The 25,325-nt window shown below is 39.3% G+C and carries 22 protein-coding genes; 12 read left to right on the top strand and 10 right to left on the bottom strand.

The window, feature by feature from the left end; all coding sequences use genetic code 11:
• The first annotated feature begins 50 nt into the window (after nucleotides 1-50).
• Both lysC and csrA read left to right on the top strand, forming a co-directional pair.
• Nucleotides 51-1,331: an aspartate kinase gene (lysC, locus tag MKX14_RS10170; RefSeq protein ID WP_002115333.1), complete on the top strand. Its 1,281-nt coding sequence runs from the start codon at nucleotides 51-53 to the stop codon at nucleotides 1,329-1,331.
• Nucleotides 1,332-1,577: 246 nt separating this feature from the next.
• The gene (gene csrA, locus MKX14_RS10165) at nucleotides 1,578-1,832 is read left to right on the top strand and encodes a carbon storage regulator CsrA (RefSeq protein WP_000906487.1); all 255 of its coding nucleotides are present in this window, start codon (nucleotides 1,578-1,580) and stop codon (nucleotides 1,830-1,832) included.
• Between the two features lie 67 nt (nucleotides 1,833-1,899).
• On the opposite strand, the gene rnhB is transcribed toward csrA, so the two are convergent.
• Together rnhB and MKX14_RS10155 are read right to left on the bottom strand one after the other, a co-directional pair.
• A complete protein-coding gene (gene rnhB / locus MKX14_RS10160) occupies nucleotides 1,900-2,466 on the bottom strand; it encodes a ribonuclease HII (protein ID WP_046812338.1) in 567 nt (188 codons plus the stop codon).
• A 70-nt stretch (nucleotides 2,467-2,536) separates the two neighbouring features.
• Complete coding sequence (locus MKX14_RS10155) at nucleotides 2,537-2,926, bottom strand: hypothetical protein (RefSeq protein ID WP_005076998.1); 390 nt, start codon at nucleotides 2,924-2,926, stop codon at nucleotides 2,537-2,539.
• Between the two features lie 237 nt (nucleotides 2,927-3,163).
• Here MKX14_RS10155 and yceJ point away from each other — a divergent pair, with 237 nt between their 5' ends.
• Entirely contained in the window at nucleotides 3,164-3,721 is a 558-nt protein-coding gene (yceJ, locus tag MKX14_RS10150) for a cytochrome b (protein WP_240282382.1), read from the top strand.
• 44 nt (nucleotides 3,722-3,765) lie between these two features.
• Here yceJ and MKX14_RS10145 read toward each other — a convergent pair whose 3' ends face one another.
• The 3 genes from MKX14_RS10145 to MKX14_RS10135 form a co-directional block, all read right to left on the bottom strand.
• The gene (locus MKX14_RS10145) at nucleotides 3,766-4,764 is read right to left on the bottom strand and encodes an adenosine deaminase (RefSeq protein WP_002163181.1); all 999 of its coding nucleotides are present in this window, start codon (nucleotides 4,762-4,764) and stop codon (nucleotides 3,766-3,768) included.
• Nucleotides 4,765-4,880: 116 nt separating this feature from the next.
• Nucleotides 4,881-6,200, bottom strand: a complete 1,320-nt coding sequence (locus tag MKX14_RS10140) for an NCS2 family permease (protein ID WP_005070381.1) — start codon at nucleotides 6,198-6,200, stop codon at nucleotides 4,881-4,883.
• A 322-nt stretch (nucleotides 6,201-6,522) separates the two neighbouring features.
• Nucleotides 6,523-6,750: a hypothetical protein gene (locus tag MKX14_RS10135; RefSeq protein WP_046812341.1), complete on the bottom strand. Its 228-nt coding sequence runs from the start codon at nucleotides 6,748-6,750 to the stop codon at nucleotides 6,523-6,525.
• A gap of 606 nt (nucleotides 6,751-7,356) precedes the next feature.
• Between MKX14_RS10135 and MKX14_RS10130 the strand changes: the two genes are divergently transcribed.
• Complete coding sequence (locus tag MKX14_RS10130) at nucleotides 7,357-8,079, top strand: pirin family protein (RefSeq protein WP_046812342.1); 723 nt, start codon at nucleotides 7,357-7,359, stop codon at nucleotides 8,077-8,079.
• A gap of 78 nt (nucleotides 8,080-8,157) precedes the next feature.
• On the opposite strand, the gene MKX14_RS10125 is transcribed toward MKX14_RS10130, so the two are convergent.
• The gene (locus MKX14_RS10125; RefSeq protein ID WP_002163161.1) at nucleotides 8,158-8,778 is read right to left on the bottom strand and encodes a TetR/AcrR family transcriptional regulator; all 621 of its coding nucleotides are present in this window, start codon (nucleotides 8,776-8,778) and stop codon (nucleotides 8,158-8,160) included.
• 524 nt (nucleotides 8,779-9,302) lie between these two features.
• On the opposite strand from MKX14_RS10125, the gene MKX14_RS10120 reads away from it, so the two are divergent.
• The 4 genes from MKX14_RS10120 to MKX14_RS10105 all read left to right on the top strand — a co-directional run bounded on the left by MKX14_RS10120 (nucleotide 9,303) and on the right by MKX14_RS10105 (nucleotide 13,696).
• Nucleotides 9,303-10,262, top strand: a complete 960-nt coding sequence (locus MKX14_RS10120; RefSeq protein WP_005070390.1) for a metal-dependent hydrolase — start codon at nucleotides 9,303-9,305, stop codon at nucleotides 10,260-10,262.
• A gap of 65 nt (nucleotides 10,263-10,327) precedes the next feature.
• A complete protein-coding gene (locus tag MKX14_RS10115; RefSeq protein ID WP_017386375.1) occupies nucleotides 10,328-11,161 on the top strand; it encodes an SDR family NAD(P)-dependent oxidoreductase in 834 nt (277 codons plus the stop codon).
• Between the two features lie 22 nt (nucleotides 11,162-11,183).
• Nucleotides 11,184-12,707, top strand: a complete 1,524-nt coding sequence (locus tag MKX14_RS10110; RefSeq protein WP_240282381.1) for a flavin-containing monooxygenase — start codon at nucleotides 11,184-11,186, stop codon at nucleotides 12,705-12,707.
• Nucleotides 12,708-12,820: 113 nt separating this feature from the next.
• Complete coding sequence (locus MKX14_RS10105; protein WP_240282380.1) at nucleotides 12,821-13,696, top strand: class I SAM-dependent methyltransferase; 876 nt, start codon at nucleotides 12,821-12,823, stop codon at nucleotides 13,694-13,696.
• Between the two features lie 11 nt (nucleotides 13,697-13,707).
• Here the strand turns inward: MKX14_RS10105 and MKX14_RS10100 are convergent, their stop codons facing one another.
• Nucleotides 13,708-14,721, bottom strand: coding sequence for an AraC family transcriptional regulator (locus MKX14_RS10100; RefSeq protein WP_240282379.1), 1,014 nt, complete (start codon nucleotides 14,719-14,721; stop codon nucleotides 13,708-13,710).
• A 135-nt stretch (nucleotides 14,722-14,856) separates the two neighbouring features.
• Here MKX14_RS10100 and MKX14_RS10095 point away from each other — a divergent pair, with 135 nt between their 5' ends.
• The 4 genes from MKX14_RS10095 (at nucleotide 14,857) to choB (ending at nucleotide 19,907) form a co-directional block, all read left to right on the top strand.
• Nucleotides 14,857-16,344, top strand: coding sequence for a flavin-containing monooxygenase (locus MKX14_RS10095; RefSeq protein WP_240282378.1), 1,488 nt, complete (start codon nucleotides 14,857-14,859; stop codon nucleotides 16,342-16,344).
• Nucleotides 16,345-16,388: 44 nt separating this feature from the next.
• Nucleotides 16,389-17,243 (top strand): SDR family NAD(P)-dependent oxidoreductase, encoded by an 855-nt coding sequence (locus MKX14_RS10090; protein ID WP_117345833.1) that lies wholly within the window; start codon nucleotides 16,389-16,391, stop codon nucleotides 17,241-17,243.
• Between the two features lie 72 nt (nucleotides 17,244-17,315).
• Nucleotides 17,316-18,209, top strand: a complete 894-nt coding sequence (gene bah, locus MKX14_RS10085) for an alpha/beta hydrolase (RefSeq protein ID WP_240282377.1) — start codon at nucleotides 17,316-17,318, stop codon at nucleotides 18,207-18,209.
• A gap of 27 nt (nucleotides 18,210-18,236) precedes the next feature.
• Nucleotides 18,237-19,907, top strand: coding sequence for a GMC family oxidoreductase (gene choB / locus MKX14_RS10080; protein ID WP_086264388.1), 1,671 nt, complete (start codon nucleotides 18,237-18,239; stop codon nucleotides 19,905-19,907).
• 65 nt (nucleotides 19,908-19,972) lie between these two features.
• On the opposite strand, the gene MKX14_RS10075 is transcribed toward choB, so the two are convergent.
• From MKX14_RS10075 to vanK, 3 genes are all read right to left on the bottom strand, one after another.
• Nucleotides 19,973-22,171: an OsmC domain/YcaO domain-containing protein gene (locus MKX14_RS10075; RefSeq protein ID WP_240282376.1), complete on the bottom strand. Its 2,199-nt coding sequence runs from the start codon at nucleotides 22,169-22,171 to the stop codon at nucleotides 19,973-19,975.
• Nucleotides 22,172-22,422: 251 nt separating this feature from the next.
• Nucleotides 22,423-23,703 carry an OprD family outer membrane porin gene (vanP, locus tag MKX14_RS10070; protein WP_240282375.1) on the bottom strand — a complete coding sequence of 427 codons (1,281 nt, stop codon included), beginning with the start codon at nucleotides 23,701-23,703 and terminating at the stop codon, nucleotides 22,423-22,425.
• Between the two features lie 31 nt (nucleotides 23,704-23,734).
• Complete coding sequence (gene vanK / locus MKX14_RS10065) at nucleotides 23,735-25,081, bottom strand: MFS transporter (RefSeq protein ID WP_240282374.1); 1,347 nt, start codon at nucleotides 25,079-25,081, stop codon at nucleotides 23,735-23,737.
• Between the last annotated feature and the right edge of the window lie 244 nt (nucleotides 25,082-25,325).

Raw genomic sequence — 25,325 nt, 5'->3', positions numbered from 1 at the left:
GTAACTGACCCTGAAAAGCCTCTCAGGGTCATGGCTTATATGGAACAACTATGGCATTAATCGTTCAAAAATATGGCGGTACTTCTATGGGTACCCCCGAGCGCATTTTAAATGTTGCTCGTCGTGTGAAGCGTTGGCATGATCACGGTCACAAGGTTGTTGTGGTCGTATCTGCAATGAGTGGTGAAACAAACCGCTTACTTGCTCTCGCTAAAGCCATTACCGAAACACCTGACCCACGTGAGTTAGACCAAATGGTTTCAACCGGTGAACAGGTGACGATTTCCATGTTAGCTATGGCACTTAATTCGATTGGTGTGGAAGCTAAATCCTATACCGGACGTCAAGTCGGTATTAAAACTGACAGTGCATTTACCAAGGCGCGTATCGAGTCTATTGATACAGATGTCATGACCAATGACCTAGATGCAGGCCGTGTTATTGTGGTTGCTGGTTTCCAAGGCTTTGATGCTAATGGAAATACTACCACACTAGGTCGAGGTGGTTCAGATACTTCTGGTGTTGCTCTTGCTGCTGCTTTAAAAGCTGACGAATGCCAGATTTACACTGATGTAGATGGTGTTTACACCACTGACCCTCGCGTTGCTCCTAAAGCCAAAAAAATCGACCGTATTTCTTTTGAAGAAATGCTAGAAATGGCATCATTAGGTTCTAAAGTTTTACAAATTCGCTCAGTAGAGTTTGCCGGGAAATATCAAGTTCCTTTACGTGTATTATCAAGCTTTGATAATGACGACGACGGCGTTTTTGACGACGAATTTAAAGAAAATGTTGGTACACTCATTACTACTGAGGCAGAAGATACTATGGAACAGCCAATTATTGCAGGTATTGCTTTTAACCGTGACGAAGCAAAATTAACGATTTTAGGTGTACCTGATGAACCAGGCATTGCTTCTAAAATCTTATCACCAGTAAGTGATGCCAATATCGAAGTCGATATGATAGTGCAAAATGTTGAAGAAGATGGCACAACAGATTTCACTTTCACTGTAAACCGTGTTGATTTAGCGAAAGCTGAAAAAATCTTAAACGAAACTGCTAAAAATATTGGCGCACGTGAAGTTTCAACACGTGATGACATCGTTAAAGTATCTATCGTTGGTGTAGGTATGCGTTCACACGCAGGTGTAGCGAGCAAAATGTTCACTGCCCTTGCTGATGAAGGTATCAATATTCTTATGATTTCAACTTCTGAAATTAAAGTTTCTGTCATTATTGATGAGAAATACCTTGAACTTGCAGTTCGTTGCCTACATACCGCATTTGGTTTAGATCGCGAACATGGTGAAAGCAGCGCCCGCGCTTAATTTTACCAAACGGTCAAGAATTCATTAAAAAATGTTTACTTGTCCGACAATAATCAAAGAAAACACAGAGCCGCTATAGTTTTTTTTATAGCGGCTCTGTTATATTAAACGGAAAGTTTTTTGGCAGTGATTATCAAAATATGACTTTGTTCTCATATTTCTGTTAGAATCTGACTGAAAACTGAGGTTGAGCTTTTTATTTGGGTACCAATATTGCAGTTTTAAGCGTTTAGCAAGGAGATAAACATGCTGATTCTGACCCGCCGTGTCGGGGAAACATTAATGATTGGGGATCAAGTCAGTGTTACTGTGCTTGGCGTCAAAGGAAACCAGGTTCGTATTGGTGTGAATGCACCAAAAGAGGTTTCTGTTCATCGCGAAGAAATTTATCAACGTATTCAACATGAACGTGCAATGCATGAACACCTTCAACATCTTGATCAAGATTATCAAGTTTCTTATGAAGATGATAATTATGCACAGAAAAACTTCAATCGTTAGTATGAAGTTGTTCTCTCCCTAATTAAAGCGACTTTATAGTCGCTTTAAATTTTTAAAGTGTTTGTATTTATAGACCTAAAGCACGTTTAACAGGTGCATAACTACGACGATGCTGATCAATCACGCCATGCGCGGCAATCGCTTCAAAATGTGCTTTGGTTGGATATCCTTTATGTTTGGCAAAACCAAATAACGGATATTGCTGATCTAATTCCGCCATTTGTCGATCTCGTGTCACTTTTGCCAAGATACTTGCTGCACTAATTTCAGCATGGCTTGCGTCTCCACCAATAATGGCTTCACAAGGAATCATAATTCCTTTCGGAATTTGATTACCATCTACAATGACTTTTTGAGGTTGGGTTTTCAAACCATCAACAGCACGCTGCATAGCCAAAAAAGTCGCCTGTAAAATATTTAGCTCATCAATTTCAGCATGAGTTGCTTCAGCAATTGACCAAGCTAAGGCTTTTTCTTGTATTTCAATAAACAACTTTTCACGTTTCTTTTCAGTTAATTTTTTAGAATCATTTAATCCTAAAATTGGATTATTCGGATCTAAAATAACGGCCGCTGCCACAACCGAACCTACTAAAGGTCCCCGTCCCGCCTCATCTACACCAGCAATAAACATTGACTCACTACCTTTAAACAAAAGAGGCTGATCAATAGTAATCAGCCTTCTTTAACACATAATTTATTAATTACTTTTGTAAAGCTTCTGCCACACAAGCATTTACAGTTTTAGAAACCACTTGGTTTACGATTGTAGCACGTGTATTTACATCAAGTGCAGCTGCAGCTAATTCTACTGCTGTCACACTGTTTGGAGCCTTTTCGCTCACACAACCACAAACATTGGTTTGGATGCTATCACGTTGCTCAGCAGTCATATATTTTGTTGCTGTTTTCCAAGCTGCAACATTATTAATCTCTGTAATACATTTCGCATTTACAGCAACCTTTAACGCAGCAACTCCCAATTGTTGAGTTGTGGTTTGTGCAGAAGCAGCACCTGTACCAGTGCCTGTAGTTGTTGCACATGCTGTTAAAGCTAAAACAACTGGTGCTAGAGCGAGCATCAATTTTTTCATGATTTTTTCCTTTGATTGAACGTTGGCAGCGCGTATTGTGCCTAAACTCGACTTTAGAAGAAACAAATAATTTGATGCATTTATGCAATCTTTTTTCCCCAGCAAAACTCAGCTCATCAAATGCATTTTTCCTTAAACGTTCTGTTTTTAGCACGCTCTGTTACATTTAAAACATTTCTCAAAATCAGTGCTTTCTCATAAAATTGAAAATCAAAACGACAAAAAAATAGGTTTTTTATGCCTGCTGTTTCATCTCAGTATTACACCCGTACCGCACAAATCCTGCATTGGGTGATGGCAATCATTTTCATCGCAGCATGGGCTATTGGTTTCTATAGTGGAAATTTTTTAAGTTATGACGTTGATGGTCCCTTTAAAGGCGATGTCATTACGCTGCACAAAAATATTGCGACCACCATTATCTTTTTGGTGATTATCCGGATTTTATGGCGCTACACACACCCAGCTCCAAAACTACCTGACAGCATGTCTCCAATGATGAAAACTTTGGCTCACATTGGTCATCTATTGCTTTATGTGATTTTGGTGGCTTTACCTGTCACTGGTTGTTTATTTAGCTGGAGCGCAGGTCACCCTGCCCCTGTTTTATATTTATTTGAAATTCCGCGTTTAGTACAAGATAACCCAGAGCTTTTAGCTGTTGTTAAACCATTACACGTTTATATTTCTTGGTTTGCTGGTTTTCTCATTGTTGGGCATGTACTTGCAGCTTTGAAACATCACTTTATTGATAAAGACAATATTTTAAATAGTATGACCAAACAACCTAAATAAACCTGATGTATAAAAAAACCGCCCGAGATAGGCGGTTTTTTTATTTAAATTTTTTGGATTTCTGCAATCCACTTTTGTTTCTCTTCATCTGAAATGAAAGAAGCTTCAAAAGAATTAATTGCGAGTTGTTTCAACTCATCATTGTTTAAGTCTAATGCTTGCTGGATGGCAAAGAAATTATCATTCATATATCCACCAAAATATGAAGGATCATCTGAGTTAACCGTCACATGTACGCCTTTTTGTAAAAGACGGCGGATATTGTGATCTTTCATATCCTTAACAACACATAGCTTTAAATTACTTAAAGGACAAACCGTTAATGGCATTTTTTCATTAATTAAACGCGCCATTAATTGTTCATCTTCTTCAGAACGTACACCATGATCAATACGGTTCACTTTGAGTAGATCTAAAGCTTCCCATACATATTCAGGTGGACCTTCTTCACCAGCATGAGCCACGATTAAGAAGCCTTCTTCACGCGCCTTAGCAAACACACGTTCAAATTTAGCTGGTGGATGCCCTACTTCACTTGAATCAAGGCCAACTGCAATAATGTCTTGTTTAAATGGTAAAGCCTGCTCAAGTGTTTCAAATGCAGCTTCTTCACTTAAATGACGTAAGAAACACATAATCAGTTGAGAGCTAATACCAAACTTAGCTTTGGCATCTGCACAAGCGCGCTTTAAACCATTAATCACAGTTGAGAACGCAACACCACGGTCTGTGTGGGTTTGCGGATCAAAGAACATTTCTGTGTGAACAACATGATCTTCGGCACATTTCTCAAAATAAGCCCATGCTAAATCATAGAAGTCTTGTTCATGTACAAGAACATTTGCACCAGCATAGTAAATATCTAAGAATGATTGAAGATTATGAAAGTTATAAGCTTGCTTTACTTCTTCAACAGATTTGTAAGGAATCTGAATCTGATTGCGCTGGGCAATTGCAAACATTAATTCAGGTTCGAAAGTCCCTTCAATATGCACATGCAATTCGGCTTTTGGTAAGGCGCGAATCAGCTCGACTTGATTCATATTAACTCCACGTCTAAAGAAAAAAGGGTGTGGTCAAAATCACACCCTTTTATAATTTTCTTCTTATTGAAAACTATGTCTAAGATAGCTCAAGAAGAAAATTATAAAAAATCATATTAACCGCCAAACGCGATAAATTTAAATACCCAAAGCGCAGCAATAATCCATACCATGTACGGTACAGTTTTTGCCTTACCCGTGAATAATTTAACTAATGCATAGCTAATAAAGCCCATTGCAATACCATCAGCAATTGAATAGGTGAATGGCATAAATACAATGGTTAAAAATGCTGGAACAGCTTCAGTAATATCATCCCAATCAATGTGAGTGATTCCTTGGATCATCAACACACCAATGAACAATAAAGCTGGCGCCGTTGCAAAACCTGGTACAGATTGAGCAAGAGGTGCTAAAAATAAACAGCAGATAAATAAGACTGCAACCACAACAGCAGTTAAACCAGTACGTCCGCCTGCTGCTACACCTGAAGCTGATTCGATATATGGTGTAGTTGAAGATGTACCTAATGCGGCACCTGCAACGATTGCAGTAGAGTCTGCGAATAATGCTTTCTTCAAACGAGGTAATTTACCGTCTTGTAAAAGACCAGCACGGTGTGAAACACCAACCAAAGTACCTGTACTGTCGAACAAGTCGACAATAAAGAATACGAAAATGACGCCCACCATACTTGCAGTAAATAGACCTTCAAAGTCCATTTGCATGAATGTTGGTGCAATTGAAGGAATTTGACCCACTACACCCTTAAATTCATTTAAACCTAAAGCAGTAGCGATGGCTGTAACAACTAAAATACTAATAATGATTGCGCCGCGAACCTTTAACTGGTGTAAAACCACAATCATTAAAAATCCGAATAACGCTAATAATACTGTAGGCTGTTTGATATCGCCCAAACCGACTAATGTCGCTTGGTTATCAACAATGATTCCAGCATTTTTTAGTGCAATCAGTGCTAGGAACAAACCAATACCACCACCGATTGCAAACTTAAGTGACATTGGAATCGCATTAACAATCGCTTCACGAATTTTAAAGAAACTAATTGCAAGAAAGACAAGGCCTGAAACAAAAACAGCGGCTAAAGCTGTTTGCCATGGCACGCCCATTCCCATACAAACCGAGTAGGTAAAGTAAGCGTTTAAACCCATACCAGGGGCCAGTGCGATTGGATAATTAGCAATGATCCCCATTACTAAACATCCGATTGCTGCTGCCAAACAGGTCGCAACGAATACGGCACCATGATCCATGCCGGTTTCAGATAAAATGAGTGGATTGACAATAATGATGTAACACATCGTTAGGAATGTAGTTACACCAGCAAGAACTTCAGTTCGGAAAGTGGTTTTATTGTCGCTTAGTTTAAATAAACGCTCTAACCAGCCTGCCGAAGAATTGGGCGCCGCCATAAGTAGCCTCTATGCAAAATCTGAACTGTGGAATATTTACGTCTATGTAGGTCGCTGAACAATATTGTTTTTCTGTTCAGTCCTATAAACAAGAATCTCAAATTTAAGAAGCAACAAATATGCCACTCATTTGATTTCTAGCTTTATACATAGCAAATAACCACAGCCCCTCTTGAAACACAAAAAAGCTGCATAACCCCTATGCAGCTTTTTTACTATACGTTAAATAAGTTTAACAGATTCAACAGAAACATGATCAAAATTTATGAAAAGATATGACCAATGACACTGTAAAAAGTTAGAAATTTATAGCTCATTATTGCTAGAAAATAATTTTTTTCTCACTTATATATCCTTGCAAATTATAGGAAGCCAAATTGCTGTGGTGAGCATGATTAGGATTGCGTTCGATACTTTGTAAATTTTGTTCTGCTTCTTGAATGATCCGCATGAGCTCTTGATGTCTTTTATTTTGAGTATCTAAATAGGCCCAATATCCTAATACAAAGACGATACCCACGCACAACACTATTAATACCTTATTGATCATTATTATTATCTCTATGTTTTTAATGTTAATGATCTTAACAAAAAATTATAGCTTTGTGAATATTTTCACATTTATTTACAATAACACACTCTTATTCAAATTATTGAAAATAAAAGTTATTTTTAAAATATCATTAAAAAACCTAATAAATACTAAACTTTTCCATTGAAAAGTAACTTTATTTAATAAGGGCTTATTTTGGTTATTTTTAATATTATCTTTTTACCGGTTTTAACTCTTAAGTTATTTTAAAGATAGAGCATAGACAAATGTGTATACAGCTTGAAATTTCTTTTTATTTGCTAAGCTTTAAATGAAATAAAAAGGAGCTATTTTCGTTAATATACTTTTCTTTAAAATTGTTTCTTTAGCGACTAATTTCTATGTTGCATGTTTAGCTTTAAAAGTAAAAATTCATCTCAAAGAAATCTTCATCTTATTTAAAAAATATTTTTTCTCCTTTGACTCTATTGGTTGACTAGCAAAATTACGTCCAAATTTTATCGTTCTATAAATCGTACCAAGCTTTCTATTTTCATAGCTTCATTCCAATAAACGCTACGATAAACTGTACTCAGATAAAAAATTAAATCAGGAGAATACATCATGTTTGATATGCGTTTATCTCACGAGCGTGGTGCAGCACATCATGGTTGGTTACAATCAAAACATAGCTTTTCATTTGCTAACTATTGGGATCCTAAACAAGTTGGTTTTTCGGATCTGCTTGTAATTAATGATGATAACGTTGCTCCATCTAAAGGCTTTGGTACTCACCCTCACCGTAATATGGAAATTATTTCCTATGTACTTGAAGGTGCATTAGAGCATAAAGATTCGATGGGTACAGGCTCTGTGATTGTGCCGGGTGACATTCAGCTAATGAGTGCAGGTCGTGGTGTTGCTCATAGTGAATTTAACCATTCAGCTCAAGAAGGTGTTCATTTCTTGCAAATTTGGGTTGTTCCAAATGAAGTGAATACAGATCCGGGCTATCAACAAGTTCATATTGATGAAGCAGACAAACGCGGTAAATTGCATTTGATCATCTCACCGAAAGGTGGCGAGAAAACTTTATCGATCAAACAAGACATTAATATTTACTCAGGTCTTTTTGATGGTGAAGAAACTGCTGACTTTGTGATTCCTGATGGTCGTTATGTGTACCTACACGTTGCCAAAGGTCGTGTTGATGTAAATGGTAAAACTTTTAATACTGGCGACGCAGCACGTATTCGTGACGGTGGAAGCTTATCGTTTACCAATGGTGATCATGCCGAAATTTTGATTTTCGATATGCGTCCTGAAGAAGTTCCAACCATGCCATAATGCAACTAAGCCCTCACATAAACTTTATGTGAGGGCTTTTTATATTGTTTAGTCGACTTATGAAAATGCTATCTCTGCTCAATGCTCTTCTGAACGCGCCATCTCTGTGTTGATATAACTCATGATCATCGTGGTTAGCCCCTGTACCATTTCATCAAAACTAATATAAGGGTTTGGCAAAATAAGATGCCGTGCGACATTAAAAATTCCACTATTGATACATATATAGGTAATTACGGGTAAATTATTAATTTTTAGGTATTTGGGATTATGCATCATATATTTCATGATGACTTCCATTAAAGCCTGTTCAATTTTGGGAATGTATTTGTCGTACTGCAATTCCCCTGCATAGCGCAAAACAGTCAAATAGCGGTCATTATTTTTCTTTAATAAATCACTAAAAGTATAAAAAATCATTTCAATGACAGGCTCTAACTCCAACTGTAAAATCGTCGGTGTAAGCTCTGTAATCATGTCCAGAATTTCCCGAACAAAAAAGTGATTCATCGCATCATAAATTTCTTCTTTATTTTTAAAATATTCGTATAAAGACCCGACACTCACCCCTGCAATTTCTGCAATATGACGTGTCGTGGTTCCACTCGGTCCATGAAGTGCCACTGCAATAAAACCTGCTTCAATAATCGTGTCGACAGTGACTTTGGCTCGAGTTTGACGAGGTTTACGCGTAGTCATACGATCTAATCAATAATCCGAACATAAAGTCAGATTAGCATGTAATCTAACTCGGTAGAAATAAAAAAACAAAATCCGAATAGTTGTCAAACTTAATCAGAAAAACTGAGAAAAACAGATCTCAACTTATCAATCAATCGATGCTTTTATTTACTATTTTCCGAGATCAGGAATAAATTTAATTTGTTATATTTCAAAAATATAAATCAAATTTATTTAAAATTATTATTACAAAGAATGTCTATAAAATACTTTTATATATTTAAAAATTTACCCGAATTGAATCCGAACATAATGTCAGATTAATATGAAAAAATTAAAGAAGACTCATTAAGCAGCTCTTGTCTGCCTTAGTTCTTCTTCCGTTATTCAGCCAAATAATCAAACAAATAACGGAGCAACAACACCGTAGTCAATGCAGAGAATTATCTGTTTTTGAAAATGGAATTTTACAGTGCTTTGTTGATCATTGAGTTTATTGATTTTCATCAAAATGCACCACTACTTTGCTTCAGGGTGTCGCCATGATCTCGACCGCAGTTAAAAAATCATTCAACAAACTTAAATTTCAGCGTGAAATTGAGCTACCAGATTTTGCTAGCAAAAGCTCAATTCCAATCAGACATTTAAATATTGGTTTTGATGGTAAAGAAATTGATGTCAGATTCTATATGGACAATCAATTTGCTACTTTGTTTTTTGCCACACTCTCAGTGTTTTTAACTTATGGCGAAGATCTGGTTATTGAAACCGCTCGCCATCACCGTGAATTTATCAAAGATCCAATATTAAAGCAGCGAGTAACGTCGTTGATTGGTCAAGAAGCAATTCACTCAAAATTGCACAATGAATATAACGATGCCCTTCAAGATGCTGAATATCCTGTTGCGTTATATCGTTTTCTTGGTTCAAACTTCTTTAAGTATGTTTTCTTAAAGTTTCCACAGCCACTCAAATTATCAATGATGGCGGGTATTGAGCATTTTACTGCGGTACTTGCTGAATACATGATGAAGCACGAAAAGAACTTCTATTATTCAGATGACGAAAAAAGCCGTGCACTTTGGATGTGGCATATGCTTGAAGAGTCTGAGCATAAAGATATTGCCTACGATGTCTATCAACTTTTAAATGGTAGTTATGCACTACGTGCGTCTGGTTTCTTCCTCGCGTTATTTACAATCTTAGGTTTAATCCCTGCGACTACATTATTTGTGCCAGTATTAAGAAAGCCGCAAGAGATGCTGACTTTGAAATTCTGGAAAGATGCTCGTCGCGGTGTCGGCTTAATCTTTGGTCCAAAAGATGGAGTTTTCGGCAGTACGATTGGCCAAATTCTTGACTACTTACGTCCTGACTTTCATCCAAATGATCATGATACAACTGAATATCTTGAGTATTACAAAAAGAAATTGCTGACCGAAGGCGGCGCAATTGCTCCTTACTTTGTTAAAGAATTTACCCCACCAGTACGCATGTCTTAATCGTCCTGCATTTCCAGCTATCGAATAGGTAGCTGGTATCTCTTCAAGCTATTTATGGATGAATCATGATTTTATTTGGCAAAAAGAAAGTTAAACCAAGCCAAAAAGCTTATGCCGTAGTGACGGGTGCAGGCAGTGGGATTGGTCGAAGTTTTGCAATTGAACTTGCGAAACGTGGCGGCAGCGTAGTGTGTGCAGATATTAATCTGGAAGCTGCTGAAGAAACAGTAAAACTTCTTGAACAAGAAGGTGCAAAAGCTTTTGCTATGCGCTGTGATGTGGGTAATGCTGAACAAGTTAACCATCTCGCTGAAACTGCTGAAATCTTACTTGGGCACCCTGTGACTCTTGTCATTAATAATGCTGGAGTAGGTTTAGGCGGTAAATTTGACGAACTCAGCCTAGAAGACTGGAACTGGGTTATGAATATTAACCTTTGGGGTGTTATTCATGGTTGTCATGCATTTGTTCCCAAGTTTAAAAAGTTAGGTTATGGCGCGATTATTAATGTGGCATCTGCTGCATCTTACACGGCTGCACCAGAAATGACTGCTTATAACGTGACTAAAGCGGGTGTGCGTGCGCTTTCAGAAACGCTTTCTGCCGAACTGCGTAAGTTTAACATTAAGGTAAACGTGCTCTGCCCGACGCTGGTACCCACCAATATCATTAAAAATGGTCGAATTCCAGGACGCTATTCAAAGCTGGCAGACCATGCACTGATGAACTATGCTCTGACCACAAGTGATGATGTTGCAAGATTAACACTTAATCGCCTTGATCAGGATGAGATGTATACCATTCCTCAAATTGATGCGAAGTTATTCTGGCTCATGAAACGTGCATCCCCAAGCTTGTATACCAAGTTCCTTGGTACATCGTACAAATTATTTAAATAAGAAATTTATAGGTAGTACACATATGACTGCTCAAATGAAAACAAATGCATCAGCAAAAAAAGCTGTCAAATCACCAAGCCATATTTTCGATACTTTTATTGTGGGTGCGGGCATTTCCGGGATCGCTGCTGCCATTCGCCTAGATCAAGTTGATTATACCAATTATAAGATTATTGAAAAAGCTGGCCGCGTGGGTGGAACATGGCGTGAAAATACCTACCCAGGTTGTGGTTGTGATGTACCTTCTGCTCTTTACTCTTATTCATTTGCACCAAGTGCAAAATGGAGCCATTTATTTGCGCGCCAACCAGAAATCTTAAGTTATCTGGAAGATGTGAGTAACGAGTTTAATGTTACGTCTAAAATCGAGTTTAATAGCGAACTGCTCAACGCAGCGTGGGATGACTCACGTCATGTGTGGGTACTTGATACCAGTACTGGTCAATATTTATCTAAAACCGTTATTTTTGCCACAGGTCCAATTACCGAAGCTCAAATTCCACGTCTTGAAGGCTTAGAAACATTTAAAGGCGAGATGTTCCATTCAGCTAAATGGAATCATGATTATGATTTAACTGGTAAACGCATTGCCGTAATTGGTACTGGCGCATCTGCCATTCAGTTTGTGCCACAAATTCAACCAAAAGCGAAAGAACTGTTTGTGTTCCAACGTACAGCACCTTGGGTATTACCAAAACCAGATACAGACTTGGGCGAGTTTAGTAAATCAGTCATTGCTAAATATCCGGCGATTCAGGCGAGCTGGCGTAAAAGTGTAGCGTTAACACTGAATGCAATTAACTTTGGTTTACGTAATCCACTTGCCCTAAAACCAGTAAATGTATTGGGTAAGCAATTACTTAAATTGCAAATTAATGACCCAGTGCTACGTAAAAACGTAACGCCGAACTTTGACATTGGTTGTAAACGTATTTTATTCGCTAACAACTACTACCCTGCTCTACAAGCACCGAATACCACACTTATTCCACATGGTTTAGTAAAAGTAGAAGGCAACACAGTGGTTGCTGCCAATGGTGAACGCCACGAAGTTGATGTGATTATTTGGGGTACAGGCTTTGAAGTATCTCATCCACCAATTGGTAAACGTGTCCACAATGAAAAAGGTCAATGTTTACAAGATATTTGGAAAGATAGTTCACCAGAGGCTTACTTGGGTACCAACATTGAAAATGTACCAAATGCATTTTTAATTTTAGGACCTAACGTACTGGTTTATGATTCTTTCATTGGTTTAGCTGAGGCACAGCTCGACTATATCGTAGATGGCTTATTGAAAATTAAAAACAAAGGAATTAGCAAGTTAAATGTTAAATCTGATGTGATTAAAAAGCATAATGATTTAGTACAAAAGCACTTACAAACAACGGTATTTAATAGCGGCGGATGTAAGAGTTATTACCTTGATGCCAACGGTCGTAACTTTGCTGCATGGCCTTGGTCATTGAAAAAACTTAAACAACGTTTGAAAAAAGTAGATTTGAAAGATTATGAAGTGACGTATCAAACGACAAAAACTCACTAATTTGTATTTTCGATCAAATCAGTTGTAAGAAATAGGCAGTGTATTTTAGGTTTTCATAAAATACACTGCCTTCTTCGTTGAATATCTTCAAGAAATAAAAAAACAGGATAAAGATGAAAGAAGGACAATCAAGCCGTACTGCTGAAGCCGCTGCTGCATTACGAGCCAATCATTTTCAAAATACACAGAACCCTGTATTTTCAGACCCTTATGCTTTTGAACTAACGAGTAAAGGTTGGAAAAAACTTCTCTCTAACCCACTGATTGTTAAAGTCATGAATTCTGCGGTTTTAAACCGTACTTTAGGTTTACTTACTGGGCAAGTGGTCGGGCGCTCCCGTTATGCCGAAGATTTACTTAATCTAGCAGTTCAACAAAATACTCAACAATATGTATTAGTGGGTGCTGGCCTAGACTCTTTTGCACTACGTGAATCACACCATTACCCTACTTTGAAAATTTTTGAAGTGGATCATCCTGATACTCAAGCGGCCAAACAAGCCAAGCTAAAAAAGCTAGGCAATATTCCTGCTACCGTTGAATTTGTTGCCATTAACTTTGAGAAAGAGTCTATTTCAGAAGCTCTGACCAGAAGTATCTATGATTCATCTGCTCCTGCATTTTTTTCGTGGTTAGGCACAACGCACTATTTAAACCCGCAAACGACCTTGCAAACTTTAAAAAGTATTGCTGAATTTGCTGCAAACGGTAGCGAAGTGGTACTCGACTATTCGACCGATTTTCAGGAATTAAACGGTATTGAGCGATTTGGAAGTATGGGTGTTGCACAATTTACCCATTTACTTAAAGAACCTTTATTAGGTCAATTTAAACCCTCAGATTTACATCAAGCCGTTGAAAAAATGGGGTTCGAAGTAGTCGAAGACTTATCAGGTGAAGCCATTACTGAACGATATTTTAATGCACGGACCGATGAAATTCGCCATACATCAGCAACACGTTTGCTGCATTTACGTTTAAAGAAATAAAGATAATTTGATTATTGGTTGTTAAGCCGCATGGCATGAGGTGTTTTCCCATGCCATCTTTTATAAGCATGAATAAAACTGGCAGGTTCTGCATAACCTAACCACTCGGCAATCTGCTCAACCGAAGCTTTTGGTAATGCCAAATATTGCTCAGCTAGAACCTGTCTAACCTCTTCACGTATCTGAATAAAAGTCATCCTCTCTAATGCCAAATGACGGCGTAAAGTACGAACATTTAAATGCAATCGGTCAGCGACTATATCCATAGATGGCATTTCCCCGCGCACATTCATAAGTTGCTGTTGCACTAAGGTTGTAAATTTATTTTGTGATTGGCGTTTCTCTAATATTTGTCGGCACTGTTCTTCAGCTGTATGTAAAACCAATTCATTTGCCATAAGCAACTTTTGGTCTACTTTTTGCGGATCCAGAATTACAAAGCTTTTAGCTACACCAAATTCTGGCATCACGCCAAATAAGTCCTGATAAGGCTCGGCATCACCTTTGAGTTGGAAAGAAAAAGCCAAATACTGGCAAAAGTTATCCTGTACCAAATCTCGCTGTACCGTAATGAGCGCAGCGGCATCGCGTTCAATAATAAATTGACGAACCGATAAAGGAATATCTTGCTCATCAATTTCGATGCGAACGCCCTCTGGCGTATCAGATACATCAAAGCGGGTAAAAGCAAAGGTTAAGGTAAAATAGGTCAAGGCCAAATCCAGTGCTTCGCGAATGCTGGCGCTACTCATCAGTGCCATACCTAATGGCCCAAATGTAGTGAAATGATAACGCGTACCCACTTCTAAGCCTAATGTCGGTCTGTCTCCTAGTTGCTCAACCAAGTTCTGGATCAGCTGTAATTCCTGATGGCCTGTCACCACCATATTAGGGTCGAGTAATTGTTGTTGGCTAAGCCCAGTCCCTTGCAAAATTGTCTGATAAGAGATGCCTGATTCCATCGCGAAATCAGCCATTAACCGAACACTATGTACACTGCGTTCAAATGCCCATGCATACTTCACTGTATTGCTCAGAATGTCCTCGAATCACAATATTTTGTCCTCATCCATCCTCTAAATCAAGTTAATAAACGTCTATTCTGCATACAGGAAATTGCGATTTTTTCGCTCACTGTTTTTAAGGATTTAGAGCAGCCCATGTTTAATTCGTCGTCTAATTCAAATAAAAATGTACGCATCGCCATTATTGGCACTGGCTTTGGTGGTCTAGGACTTGCCATTCGTCTCAAACAAGCAGGTTTTGAACAATTTACGCTATTTGAAAAAGCTGCCGATGTAGGTGGTGTCTGGCGTGACAACACTTATCCGGGCGCTGCATGTGATGTGCCGTCACATCTTTATTCTTTTTCTTTTGAACAGGAACTTGGTTGGAAAAATCGCTACGGGACATCTCAAGAGATTTATCAATATTTACGCCACTGTGCCGATAAATATGACCTTCGTCCGCACATCAAATTTAACACTGAAATTGCCAGTGCTAAATTTGATGCCCTAAAAGGTGTATGGCTCATTCAAAGTACGACTGGTGAACAGTTTGAAGCTGAGTTTCTAGTCGGTGCGGTAGGCCAACTCAACCGTCCTGCTTATCCAAAACTTAAAGGTATTGAAAACTTTAAGGGTAAGGCATTTCACTCAGCACGTTGGGACAATGATTATGATTTAACTGGCAAACGTGTTGCAGTGATCGGTACAGGTGCAAGTGCAATTCAGTTCGTCCCTGAAATTGCAAAACAGGTAGCACATCTCGATGTTTATCAACGCTCGGCACCTTACGTGATTCCTAAACCAGATCGGGTTTACCAGCCTTTAGAGAAAAAAGCTTTCCGCAAACTACCGATTTTGCAAAGTCTAGACCGCGCCTTGCAATATGGACACCATGAAATTCGCCTACTTGCTTTTACAACTTCTTTAAATGAAATGCCTTTGGTGGAATATTTATTCCAGCGCCACATCCGTAAAGTCGTTAAAGATGGTAAGTTGCGCCACCGCTTAATGCCGGACTATCCAATTGGTTGTAAACGTATTTTAATCTCTAACCACTGGTATGAAACACTAACCCAGCCTCATGTCGATGTGATTAATACAGGCATTCAAGAAATTACTGAAAATGGAATTTTAGATACGGACGGAAATCGAAGAGAGGTTGATACCATTATTTATGGTACAGGCTTTGCCGCAACAGAATTTATGGCGCCCATGCAGATTACAGGTCTTGATGGTCGTACCTTAAAAGACACATGGAAAGATGGTGCAGAAGCATACCTTGGCTTAACTGTAAGCGGCTTTCCAAACTTCTTTATGTTGTATGGACCAAATACCAACCTCGGGCATAACTCAATTGTGTATATGATTGAAAGCCAAGTGAATTATATTTTAGATGCCATTCAAACAACTCTAAAAAACAAACTTCTGTTCACCAATGTTCGTGCAGAAGTTCAACATGAGTTTAATCAAAGCATTCAAGAAAAAATGAAAAAAACTGTCTGGGCTCAAGGTTGTACCAGTTGGTATCAAACTGCTGAGGGTAAAAATACCAATAACTGGCCAGGTTTTACTCTTGAATATCGTCAACGTACTCGTCGCTTCGATGTTGAAAACTACACTCAGGTTTCGGCTATTTCTTAAACAAGCTTCACCATAGGAAATGAGAAAAATAAACGGAGAATTTTATGAAGTCTTTTAAAAATAAAGTCGCAGCTGTGACAGGTGCGGGTTCTGGTATTGGACAAGCACTTGCCATTGCATTAGCCAAACAAGGTTGCCATCTGGCACTCTCTGATATCAGTGAAGCTGGATTAGCTAAAACAGTCGATCTGATAGCACCCTATTCTGTCAAAGTCACTACTCAGAAAGTCGATGTGGCGAAGCGTGATGAAGTTGCAACTTGGGCAAAAGCTGTTGTAGATGAGCATGGTCAAGTTAACCTGATTTTTAATAATGCTGGTGTGGCAATAGGTAGTACGGCTGAAGGGGTGAGCTACGAAGATCTTGAATGGCTCATTGGTATTAATTTTTGGGGCGTGGTTTATGGCACCAAAGAGTTTTTGCCTTACTTAAAGCAAAGTGGTGATGGGCATATTATTAATATTTCCAGTATGTTTGGCTTAACAGCTCAACCGACCCAAAGTGCTTATAACGCCAGTAAATTTGCTGTTCGTGGCTTTACTGAATCATTACGCCAAGAACTTGATATGCAAAATGCTGGTGTGAGCGCGACTTGTGTGCATCCGGGTGGTATTCGCACCAATATTGCCAAAGCTGCCCGCATGAATAATAGCGTCCAGTCTTTAGGAATGGACCCACTAAAAAGCCAAGATGCTTTCGATAAATTACTTCGCACCCCTGCTGATGATGCAGCTCAACAAATTTTGGAAGCTGTTCGCAAGAATCGTCGCCGTTTACTTATTGGAGCTGATGCAAAAGCCGTTGATGTGATTCAGCGTATTCTTCCACAGGGTTACCAAAAGATCTTTGCAGCCGCGACTGCTTGGCAAACTCGCCTACTCAACAAATCAGCAAAATAAAAATAGTGGTCAGCATGCTCTTAATCTTAAGAGATGCTGATTAATCTAACATGCTTAGTATGAGTCCTTATTATGAAGCAGCTTCTTGCATGGACCATCCGTACCACACTACGTCCAGCTTTATCCCCTAAAACACCACTAAGGCTACAACGTTTTTGTAGTAATGCAGCCAGTGCTATTGTGCTTGGGCCACGTGGCTATAAAACAAAAAAGCAAATAATTGCTCAAGTTCCTACACTTCATATCCTGCCTAGGTCTATTAAGTCAGGTCTCGGTATTTTGTATTTACATGGTGGTGGCTATGTCGTGGGCAGTAGCAAAAGCCACGCTAAGCTTGCTGCTCAAATCGGACATGCAGCTCAAGCACAAGTCTGGTTACCTGAATATCGCCTAGCCCCAGAACACCCAAGCCCTGCTGCTATTGAAGATGTAGTTGCAATCTATAAAGCTTTACTTACCCAAGGACAAGACCCGAAAAAAATTGTAATCGCTGGGGATTCTGCTGGCGGCGGACTGAGTTTGAGTACTGCAATTGCGATACGGGATGCGGGATTGCCTTTACCAGCAGCTTTAGTTTTACTTTCACCTTGGGTTGACTTAAGCCTCTCTGGAAGCACAATAAAAACTCATGCTGCTCAAGATGCGATGTTGTCAGAGGACTGGTTAGCTTGGTGTGCAAAAAACTATTGCGGCCAAAAATCGGCAACCGATCCAACCTGTTCCCCACTCTATGCCGACTTAACTGGATTACCTCATATTCTAATTCATGTCGGTACCGAAGAAGTTTTATTAGACGATGCAAAACGCCTTGCTGAACAAACTGAAAAGTATGGTATTCCGACGAACTTAAGGGTTTATGACCAGGTCGGACATGTTTTTCAATTCCACGCGGGTATACTAAAAGAATCTAATGACTCGATTGAGCGCATTGGGCAATTCATTGATAAACATACACAGTCAATATAAAAATATCGCCAGAGAGGAGTCCTCGGCATGACAACAAACAATTATGACTATGATTACCTCATTATTGGTTCAGGCTTTGGTGGTAGTGTTTCTGCCTGCCGTCTAACCGAAAAGGGCTACTCAGTTGCTGTAATGGAAATGGGGCGACGCTGGGAAGCTAAAGATTTTGCTAAAAATAACTGGAATACCCGTCGCTGGATTTGGCGCCCTGGCATGAAACTTTTTGGTTATTTCAACATGCGTTTTTTTCGCCATGTCACCATTATTTGCGGTAATGCTGTAGGTGGCGGTTCAATCACCTACGCCAATACCCTACTTGTTCCACCTGAACATATTTGGGATGAAGGCACGTGGGCAGATGCAGCGGACTGGAAAAATGAAATGCCACAGCACTATGCTGAAGCCGAACGTATGCTTGGGGTGACGGATAATAAAATTTTCGGTCCTGCCGACCACATGCTCAAAAAAATGGGCGATGCAGTTGGGGTTGGACATACGTTTAAACCGACGCGCGTTGCAACTTTCTTTCCCCCCGAAGGTGAACAAGGTGGCAAGACCTACCCTGACCCGTACTTTAACGGCGAAGGTCCAGACCGCGGAACCTGTACCGCATGTGGCGGCTGTATGACAGGTTGCAAACACAACGCAAAAAATACATTAGATAAAAACTATTTGTATTTTGCCGAAAAAAATGGTGCCAAGGTTTACGAAGAAACCAAAGTTGTTGATGTTAAACCACTTAATGGTAAAGCCGATGGCAGCGATGGCTATGAAGTTACGACTGAATGTTCAAGCTCATGGTTTAACAAACAACGCCGTACATGGCGTGTTCGTAACGTGATTTTCTCAGCATCTTCTTTGGGAACCCAAGAAATGTTGTTCCGTTTAAAACAATCAGGTTCTCTGCCAAATATTTCTGATGATTTGGGTAATCGGGTACGTACTAATGCCGAGTCGATTTTAGGTGTTCGCTTTTTTGGTAAAGATGTCGACATGAGTAAAGGTGTGGCCATTGGTTCAAGTATTTACATTGACCATGACACGCACATTGAAGCGACTCGTTACCAAACTGGTTCAGATGCCATGGGTCTTATGTGTACTTATATGGCGAAAGGTAAACCGGGTTGGACGCGTATCTTCTTTTGGCTATGGGCACTTATTTGCCATCCATTTATTTTCCTTCGCATGAGTAATCCGGTCAGTTTTGCACGTCAGACTTTAATTTTCTTGGTGATGCAAACAGCTGATGCCTCAATTAATATGCGCTTGAAACGTAATTGGTTCTGGCCTTTTGGCAAGGTGTTATCGAGCGAAGGTAAAAAGCTACCTGTGTATATTCCGCAGGCCAATGCATTTACCGAAAAAGTTGCCAAAATGTTTAATGGCCACCCCATGACGACTATTACCGAAATTTTGTTTAACGTACCTTTTACAGCCCACTGTATGGGTGGTTGTGCAATTGCTTCAAGCCCAGAGCGCGGCGTGGTAGATGGACAAAACCGAGTGTTTAACTATAAAAACTTATATGTTGTAGATGGTTCAATGTTAGGTGCAAATTTGGGCGTTAACCCAAGTCTCACCATTACAGCTCTTGCAGAACGCGCAATGTCTTATATTCCGGCTAAACATACTTTGGGTGAGCAGCAAGATGATCAAACAGTGACAGAATCTTTAGAGATCACTAAAGCTTCTGCCTAAAATAGAAATTTGTTTTATAAAAAAAGCCTATTTAAAAATAGGCTTTTTTCTTTCACTTTTTTAAATTACATCGCTACGGCTTTAGCACGAGCTGCATGCAACTTTTTATAGCTCTCGATCAGACGTAAATGGCGATCAAGTCCTTCTAGTTTCATGCTTGTTGGTGTTAAACCATAGAAACGAACACTACCCTCTACAGAACCTAATACCGCATCCATTCGTATATCACCAAACATACGACGGAAATTAGTCAGGTAGTCTTCAAGCTCTAGTTCTTCATCTAACATTACTTCCAGCACCACATTCATGCACTGATAGAACAAGCCACGCTCAACGGTGTTGGTGTTATATTGCAAGTAAGTTTCAACGAGCTCTTTTGCTTCTTCAAATTGTTGTAAAGCAACATAAATTAGCAATTTCAATTCTAAGATAGTGAGTTGACCCCAAACTGTATTGTCATCAAATTCGATACCAATGAGTGTGGTGATTTCAGTGTAATCGTCTAACTCGCATTCCTCTAAGCGCTCAACCAATGCCTCAAGCTGCTCATCATCTAAACGATGTAGATTTAGAATATCTTCACGGAATGAAAGTGCCTTATTGGTGTTGTCCCAAATCAAATCTTCAACGAGATAAATTTCTGAATAATCCGGTACTAAAATACGGCAAGCGGTCGCACCTAAGTGCTCATAGACTGCCATATATACCTCTTTGCCCATCTCTTCGAGAATACCGAACAATGTTGCAGCTTCTTCTGCATTCGACTCTTCGCCTTCGCCAGAAAAATCCCATTCAACAAAGTCATAGTCAGATTTAGAGCTAAAGAAGCGCCAAGATACCAAACCGCTTGAGTCAATAAAGTGCTCAACAAAGTTGTTCGGTTCAGTGACCGCATTACTTTGGAAAGTCGGTTGAGGTAAATCATTTAAGCCTTCAAAACTACGGCCTTGAAGTAATTCAGTCAGACTACGTTCCAACGCAACTTCAAAACTTGGATGCGCACCGAAAGACGCAAATACCCCACCCGTACGAGGGTTCATTAAAGTCACACACATTACAGGGAACTGGCCGCCTAGTGATGCATCTTTAACTAATACAGGGAAACCTTGCTCTTCTAGACCTTTAATACCAGCAACAATACTTGGGTATTTTGCTAATACATCTTCAGGAACATCTGGAAGTGCAATTTCACCTTCTAAAATTTCACGTTTTACAGCACGTTCAAAAATTTCAGACAAACATTGAACTTGAGCTTCTGCCAAAGTGTTGCCCGCACTCATACCATTACTTAAGTACAAGTTTTCAATTAAATTTGATGGGAAATATACAACTTCACCATCAGACTGGCGCACAAAAGGTAACGAGCAAATGCCGCGCTCTACGTTGCCTGAGTTGGTATCATATAAATGTGTGCCAAGCAACTCATCATCTGGGTTGTAAATCTCAAGACAGTATTCATCTAAGATTTCTTTAGGTAATTCACCATTTGGACCCGGTTTAAACCATTTTTCATCTGGATAATGCACAAATTCAGCATTGGCAATTTCTTCACCCCAGAACTGGTCGTTATAGAAGAAGTTACAGTTTAAACGCTCAATAAACTCGCCTAATGCAGACGCTAAAGCACTCTCTTTAGTTGCACCTTTACCATTGGTAAAACACATCGGAGACTGTGCATCACGAATGTGTAATGACCATACATTCGGCACGATATTACGCCAAGATGCAATTTCAATCTTCATGCCCAAATTTGCCAAAATAGCTGACATATTGGCAATCGTTTCTTCTAACGGTAGGTCTTTACCTTGAATAAAAGTATGGCTTTCTGAAGTTAAGCTTGGCAATAACAATGCTTGCGCATCTGCATCGATGCTTTCAACTTCTTCAATAATAAATTCGGGACCCGTTTGAATCACTTTTTTAACGGTACAACGGTCAATCGAACGTAAAATCCCTTGGCGATCTTTCTCTGAAATATCGGCTGGTAATTCAATTTGAATTTTAAAGGTTTGTTTGTAGCGGTTTTCAGGATCAACAATATTATTTTGCGATAAACGAATATTATCGGTTGGGATATCTCGAGCGGCACAATACACTTTTACAAAGTACGCTGCACACAATGCTGATGATGCTAAAAAGTAGTCAAATGGGCCCGGTGCCGAACCGTCACCCTTGTAGCGAATTGGTTGATCGGCAATTACCGTAAAGTCATCGAACTTAGCTTCCTGTCGAAGATTGTCGAGATAATTAACCTTGATTTCCATGCTGGCACCTAAATATTTTTATGTGTCAGCACAGACACATAAAATTCTAAATATTGAAAAATAAGCCGAATCACAGCGAAGAAATTGACTTAAAAAAATGAGAGATTAAAGCCATGTGTTTAATGAACGACTCAATTGGCTTTAATAAGATTGGCGGTATTATAGAGGGATTTTGTGAAGTTGATAACTAAAGTTAAAACATTGCTGCTTACAATGTTTTAACTTGTCTTTAATTTAATAAATATTGAGTGTTAAAACTTAAAAGTGTAATCAATATTCAACCGCGTTTCATTGGTCGAATGAAAGGTCATATTGGTAGGCATATCGTTGCGATAGTGAGAAAAACGAGCTCGCACTCCCAAACCTTTTAACTTACCTTCAGGAATTTTATAGCCCAAATCAAATTCCATCGACTCTTCTTTAAAACGTTGGTCGCCATATTGCAATAAATCAATGTCTTCACCTTTTGCATAGCGGGTCATAAAGCGTAGTCCATTTAATGAAACATCACCTATCCGCGCATTTTTAAAGTCATATTCATAACGAATCGAATAGACTTTTTCGTCTTTATTTGAATAGTCCGAACTCATAAAATCAAGCACGACTGGACTTTCAGTTCCCGACAAAAATGGCAGACCAGTCGAGCCAAACGACTGCATGTAGCCCAAAGAAACCGTATGATTTTGATAGTTCAAACCAAATAAGCCACTAACATGTCGGTTATCGACCTCTCCTATTTTTTTGCTTCCAGTTTCTTCACTATTAAAAAAACGGACGTCGCTTAAAAAATTAAGTTGATCATTTAAAGGTTGTTTGCCGTTAAAACCTAAAAATTGTTGCTGGTAAATATCTTTGAGTTCAGCATGATAAGCACGCAAACGGTAATCTTTTAACTGATAGCTTCCACCTAATGTATAAAAAGAATCAGTAGTTGCCGCTTTGTCAAAACGATGGTTGATATTGTCCGCTCCAACGTCGGTATAACGAATTGAATCGCGCTGGCGCACTTCATCGACATAAAAGCCCTCAAGTTGAAGATTTGGAATTTCATTTGAAACAAAGCGGATACCGCGATAAGTCTGTGGGAACAAACGTGCTGGTGATGAAAAAATGGCCGGTAATTGTGGAACTAAGTCCCCCACAAAAAGCTCATTTTTTCTAAATTTAGCCTTTCCTGTAATGCCGATTTTTCCATAATAATCATCACGTGAGTTATCGGTATTCACTGGAAGTAAGCCACTACGTGCATAGTCATCAGCACGGCTTCCCATCAGGTTAAAACCTGCCATTGCCAATACATCGATACCGAACCCAACTGTCCCTTCGGTATAACCAGACTGTCCTTTAAAAATTAGACCCTGCGCCCAATCTCTGGCGGCGGTATAAGGATATGGGTCTTTTTTATAGTCTCGGTCAAAGTAAAAATTACGTAGTATCAGCTCAGCTTTACTGTCTTCAATAAACTCTGCATGCACGACTTGACTAAATAATGGGCACAAGCACACCCCCACCCATAATGGTGTCTTTTTCATTTTTTATCTCAACTATTTAATTTTTAATGGATTAAGGTGCTGTTTTAAGAGAGTAGTTTTGCTCTTTTTGACTGCGATAAAAAGCATTGCCCAAACTTAAAATCAGGAAAATAGCCAAAATAAACACCACACCGTAATAGGCATACAGTGTTGCGGGTGCTATACCTTTATCCAGAAAAATGCCTGCGACCGTTGGCGATAAAATTGCCCCAATTCGTCCAAAACCAATTGCATAGCCCACGCCGCGACTACGAATTTCAGCATCGTAAATTGTTGGAGAAATAGAATATAAACCTGCTACACAGCCATTAATGAGTGTGCCAAGTAATAACCCAACCATGAGTGCAATGCTGACTTGAGATGAAACGGCAACAAATAGGAAAACACATGCTGAGGTTAGACCTAAAAACAGGCTTAAGGCATAGAAGATTTTCATGCGTGATGCCAATAAACCAATTATGGCTGCCCCGAAAATCCCGCCAATACTAATTAAAATGCCGGTACTTACGCCTTGGTGTGGCGACATCCCCATTGAAATAAGAATTTTTGGTGTCCAGCTCATCACAAAGTAAAAGCCAAACATCACTAAAAAGAATGCAAACCATAAACAAAGTGTTTGAAATCCAAGTTGTCCAGCAAATAACTTGCCCAGTTCACTACCATTTTGCGTGCTGATTTTTTCATAACGCGGCATAACGGGTAATTCGTTTAGCCCCATACGATTTACAGTTGCATTAATTCGTTCTAGTGCCTGTTTTGGTCGTTTCGCGAGTAAGTAATCTAGAGATTCAGGTAATAACCATGCGCTGATTAGCAGCATTGCCATGGTAGTAACCCCTCCTGCTAAAAAGATTGAGCGCCAACCTAAATGCTCAATCAATGCCAGTGATAGTACCCCGCCAAGTGTCGCACCAATTCCGTAACCGGTAGACATTAAGCTCACAGCAAGACTGCGCCAGCGAGCATTAGCATATTCACTTGCCAATACATTACTACTCGCAAGAATGCCTCCCACCCCAATTCCGGTAATAAATCGAAGTGCTGCCAACATGCCGTGGCTTTGTACAAAAGCACAGCCCAACATACTCAGACCTGCAATAACAAGACAAACTAAGATGAGTAAACGGCGACCGATTTTATCGGCTAAAGGTGCAAGAAAAATGGAACCGGCAGCCATCCCAAAAAGACCTGAACTAAGCAACAAGCCAATTTGTGCGCCTGAAAGTGACCATTCTGCTGACACGGATGGAGCGGTAAATGCCATTACCATCACGTCAAAGCCATCAATAATATTGAGACAAATACAGATCAAAATGACGAACCATTGGTAACGGCTCATGTTGTTTTGATTGATCTCACTTAGAACATCTCTTTCCATTTGTGTATCTCCCTTGGATAAGACATACACACGACATTGCTGATATAAGCGATTGGGTGGTTATGCATATCCGTATCCATAATGACCTAGAGGAATATTTGTTTTTGAGCATCCTGCTCTTTTTCTATACTGAATATTTGGATCCAAAAAATCAACTAAAATTATAAATGGATTATTAAAAAGTATATAAACACATAAATTATATAAGTATAAAATTATTAAAAACATAAAATTAGAATGCTTG

This window comes from Acinetobacter pittii (assembly GCF_022449185.1).
Classification (GTDB): domain Bacteria; phylum Pseudomonadota; class Gammaproteobacteria; order Pseudomonadales; family Moraxellaceae; genus Acinetobacter; species Acinetobacter pittii_I.
Note: the sequence above shows the minus strand (reverse complement) of the source record. Positions and strands in the feature narration are given on the sequence as shown.

Excerpts from the sequence above, each read along its gene's own strand:
- lysC (WP_002115333.1), top strand. The coding sequence starts at position 51 with ATGGCATTAATCGTTCAAAAATATGGCGGTACTTCTATGGGTACCCCC.
- csrA (WP_000906487.1), top strand. The coding sequence starts at position 1,578 with ATGCTGATTCTGACCCGCCGTGTCGGGGAAACATTAATGATTGGGGAT.
- rnhB (WP_046812338.1), bottom strand. The coding sequence starts at position 2,466 with ATGTTTATTGCTGGTGTAGATGAGGCGGGACGGGGACCTTTAGTAGGT.
- MKX14_RS10155 (WP_005076998.1), bottom strand. The coding sequence starts at position 2,926 with ATGAAAAAATTGATGCTCGCTCTAGCACCAGTTGTTTTAGCTTTAACA.
- yceJ (WP_240282382.1), top strand. The coding sequence starts at position 3,164 with ATGCCTGCTGTTTCATCTCAGTATTACACCCGTACCGCACAAATCCTG.
- MKX14_RS10145 (WP_002163181.1), bottom strand. The coding sequence starts at position 4,764 with ATGAATCAAGTCGAGCTGATTCGCGCCTTACCAAAAGCCGAATTGCAT.
- MKX14_RS10140 (WP_005070381.1), bottom strand. The coding sequence starts at position 6,200 with ATGGCGGCGCCCAATTCTTCGGCAGGCTGGTTAGAGCGTTTATTTAAA.
- MKX14_RS10135 (WP_046812341.1), bottom strand. The coding sequence starts at position 6,750 with ATGATCAATAAGGTATTAATAGTGTTGTGCGTGGGTATCGTCTTTGTA.
- MKX14_RS10130 (WP_046812342.1), top strand. The coding sequence starts at position 7,357 with ATGTTTGATATGCGTTTATCTCACGAGCGTGGTGCAGCACATCATGGT.
- MKX14_RS10125 (WP_002163161.1), bottom strand. The coding sequence starts at position 8,778 with ATGACTACGCGTAAACCTCGTCAAACTCGAGCCAAAGTCACTGTCGAC.
- MKX14_RS10120 (WP_005070390.1), top strand. The coding sequence starts at position 9,303 with ATGATCTCGACCGCAGTTAAAAAATCATTCAACAAACTTAAATTTCAG.
- MKX14_RS10115 (WP_017386375.1), top strand. The coding sequence starts at position 10,328 with ATGATTTTATTTGGCAAAAAGAAAGTTAAACCAAGCCAAAAAGCTTAT.
- MKX14_RS10110 (WP_240282381.1), top strand. The coding sequence starts at position 11,184 with ATGACTGCTCAAATGAAAACAAATGCATCAGCAAAAAAAGCTGTCAAA.
- MKX14_RS10105 (WP_240282380.1), top strand. The coding sequence starts at position 12,821 with ATGAAAGAAGGACAATCAAGCCGTACTGCTGAAGCCGCTGCTGCATTA.
- MKX14_RS10095 (WP_240282378.1), top strand. The coding sequence starts at position 14,857 with ATGTTTAATTCGTCGTCTAATTCAAATAAAAATGTACGCATCGCCATT.
- MKX14_RS10090 (WP_117345833.1), top strand. The coding sequence starts at position 16,389 with ATGAAGTCTTTTAAAAATAAAGTCGCAGCTGTGACAGGTGCGGGTTCT.
- bah (WP_240282377.1), top strand. The coding sequence starts at position 17,316 with ATGAAGCAGCTTCTTGCATGGACCATCCGTACCACACTACGTCCAGCT.
- choB (WP_086264388.1), top strand. The coding sequence starts at position 18,237 with ATGACAACAAACAATTATGACTATGATTACCTCATTATTGGTTCAGGC.
- MKX14_RS10075 (WP_240282376.1), bottom strand. The coding sequence starts at position 22,171 with ATGGAAATCAAGGTTAATTATCTCGACAATCTTCGACAGGAAGCTAAG.
- vanP (WP_240282375.1), bottom strand. The coding sequence starts at position 23,703 with ATGAAAAAGACACCATTATGGGTGGGGGTGTGCTTGTGCCCATTATTT.
- vanK (WP_240282374.1), bottom strand. The coding sequence starts at position 25,081 with ATGGAAAGAGATGTTCTAAGTGAGATCAATCAAAACAACATGAGCCGT.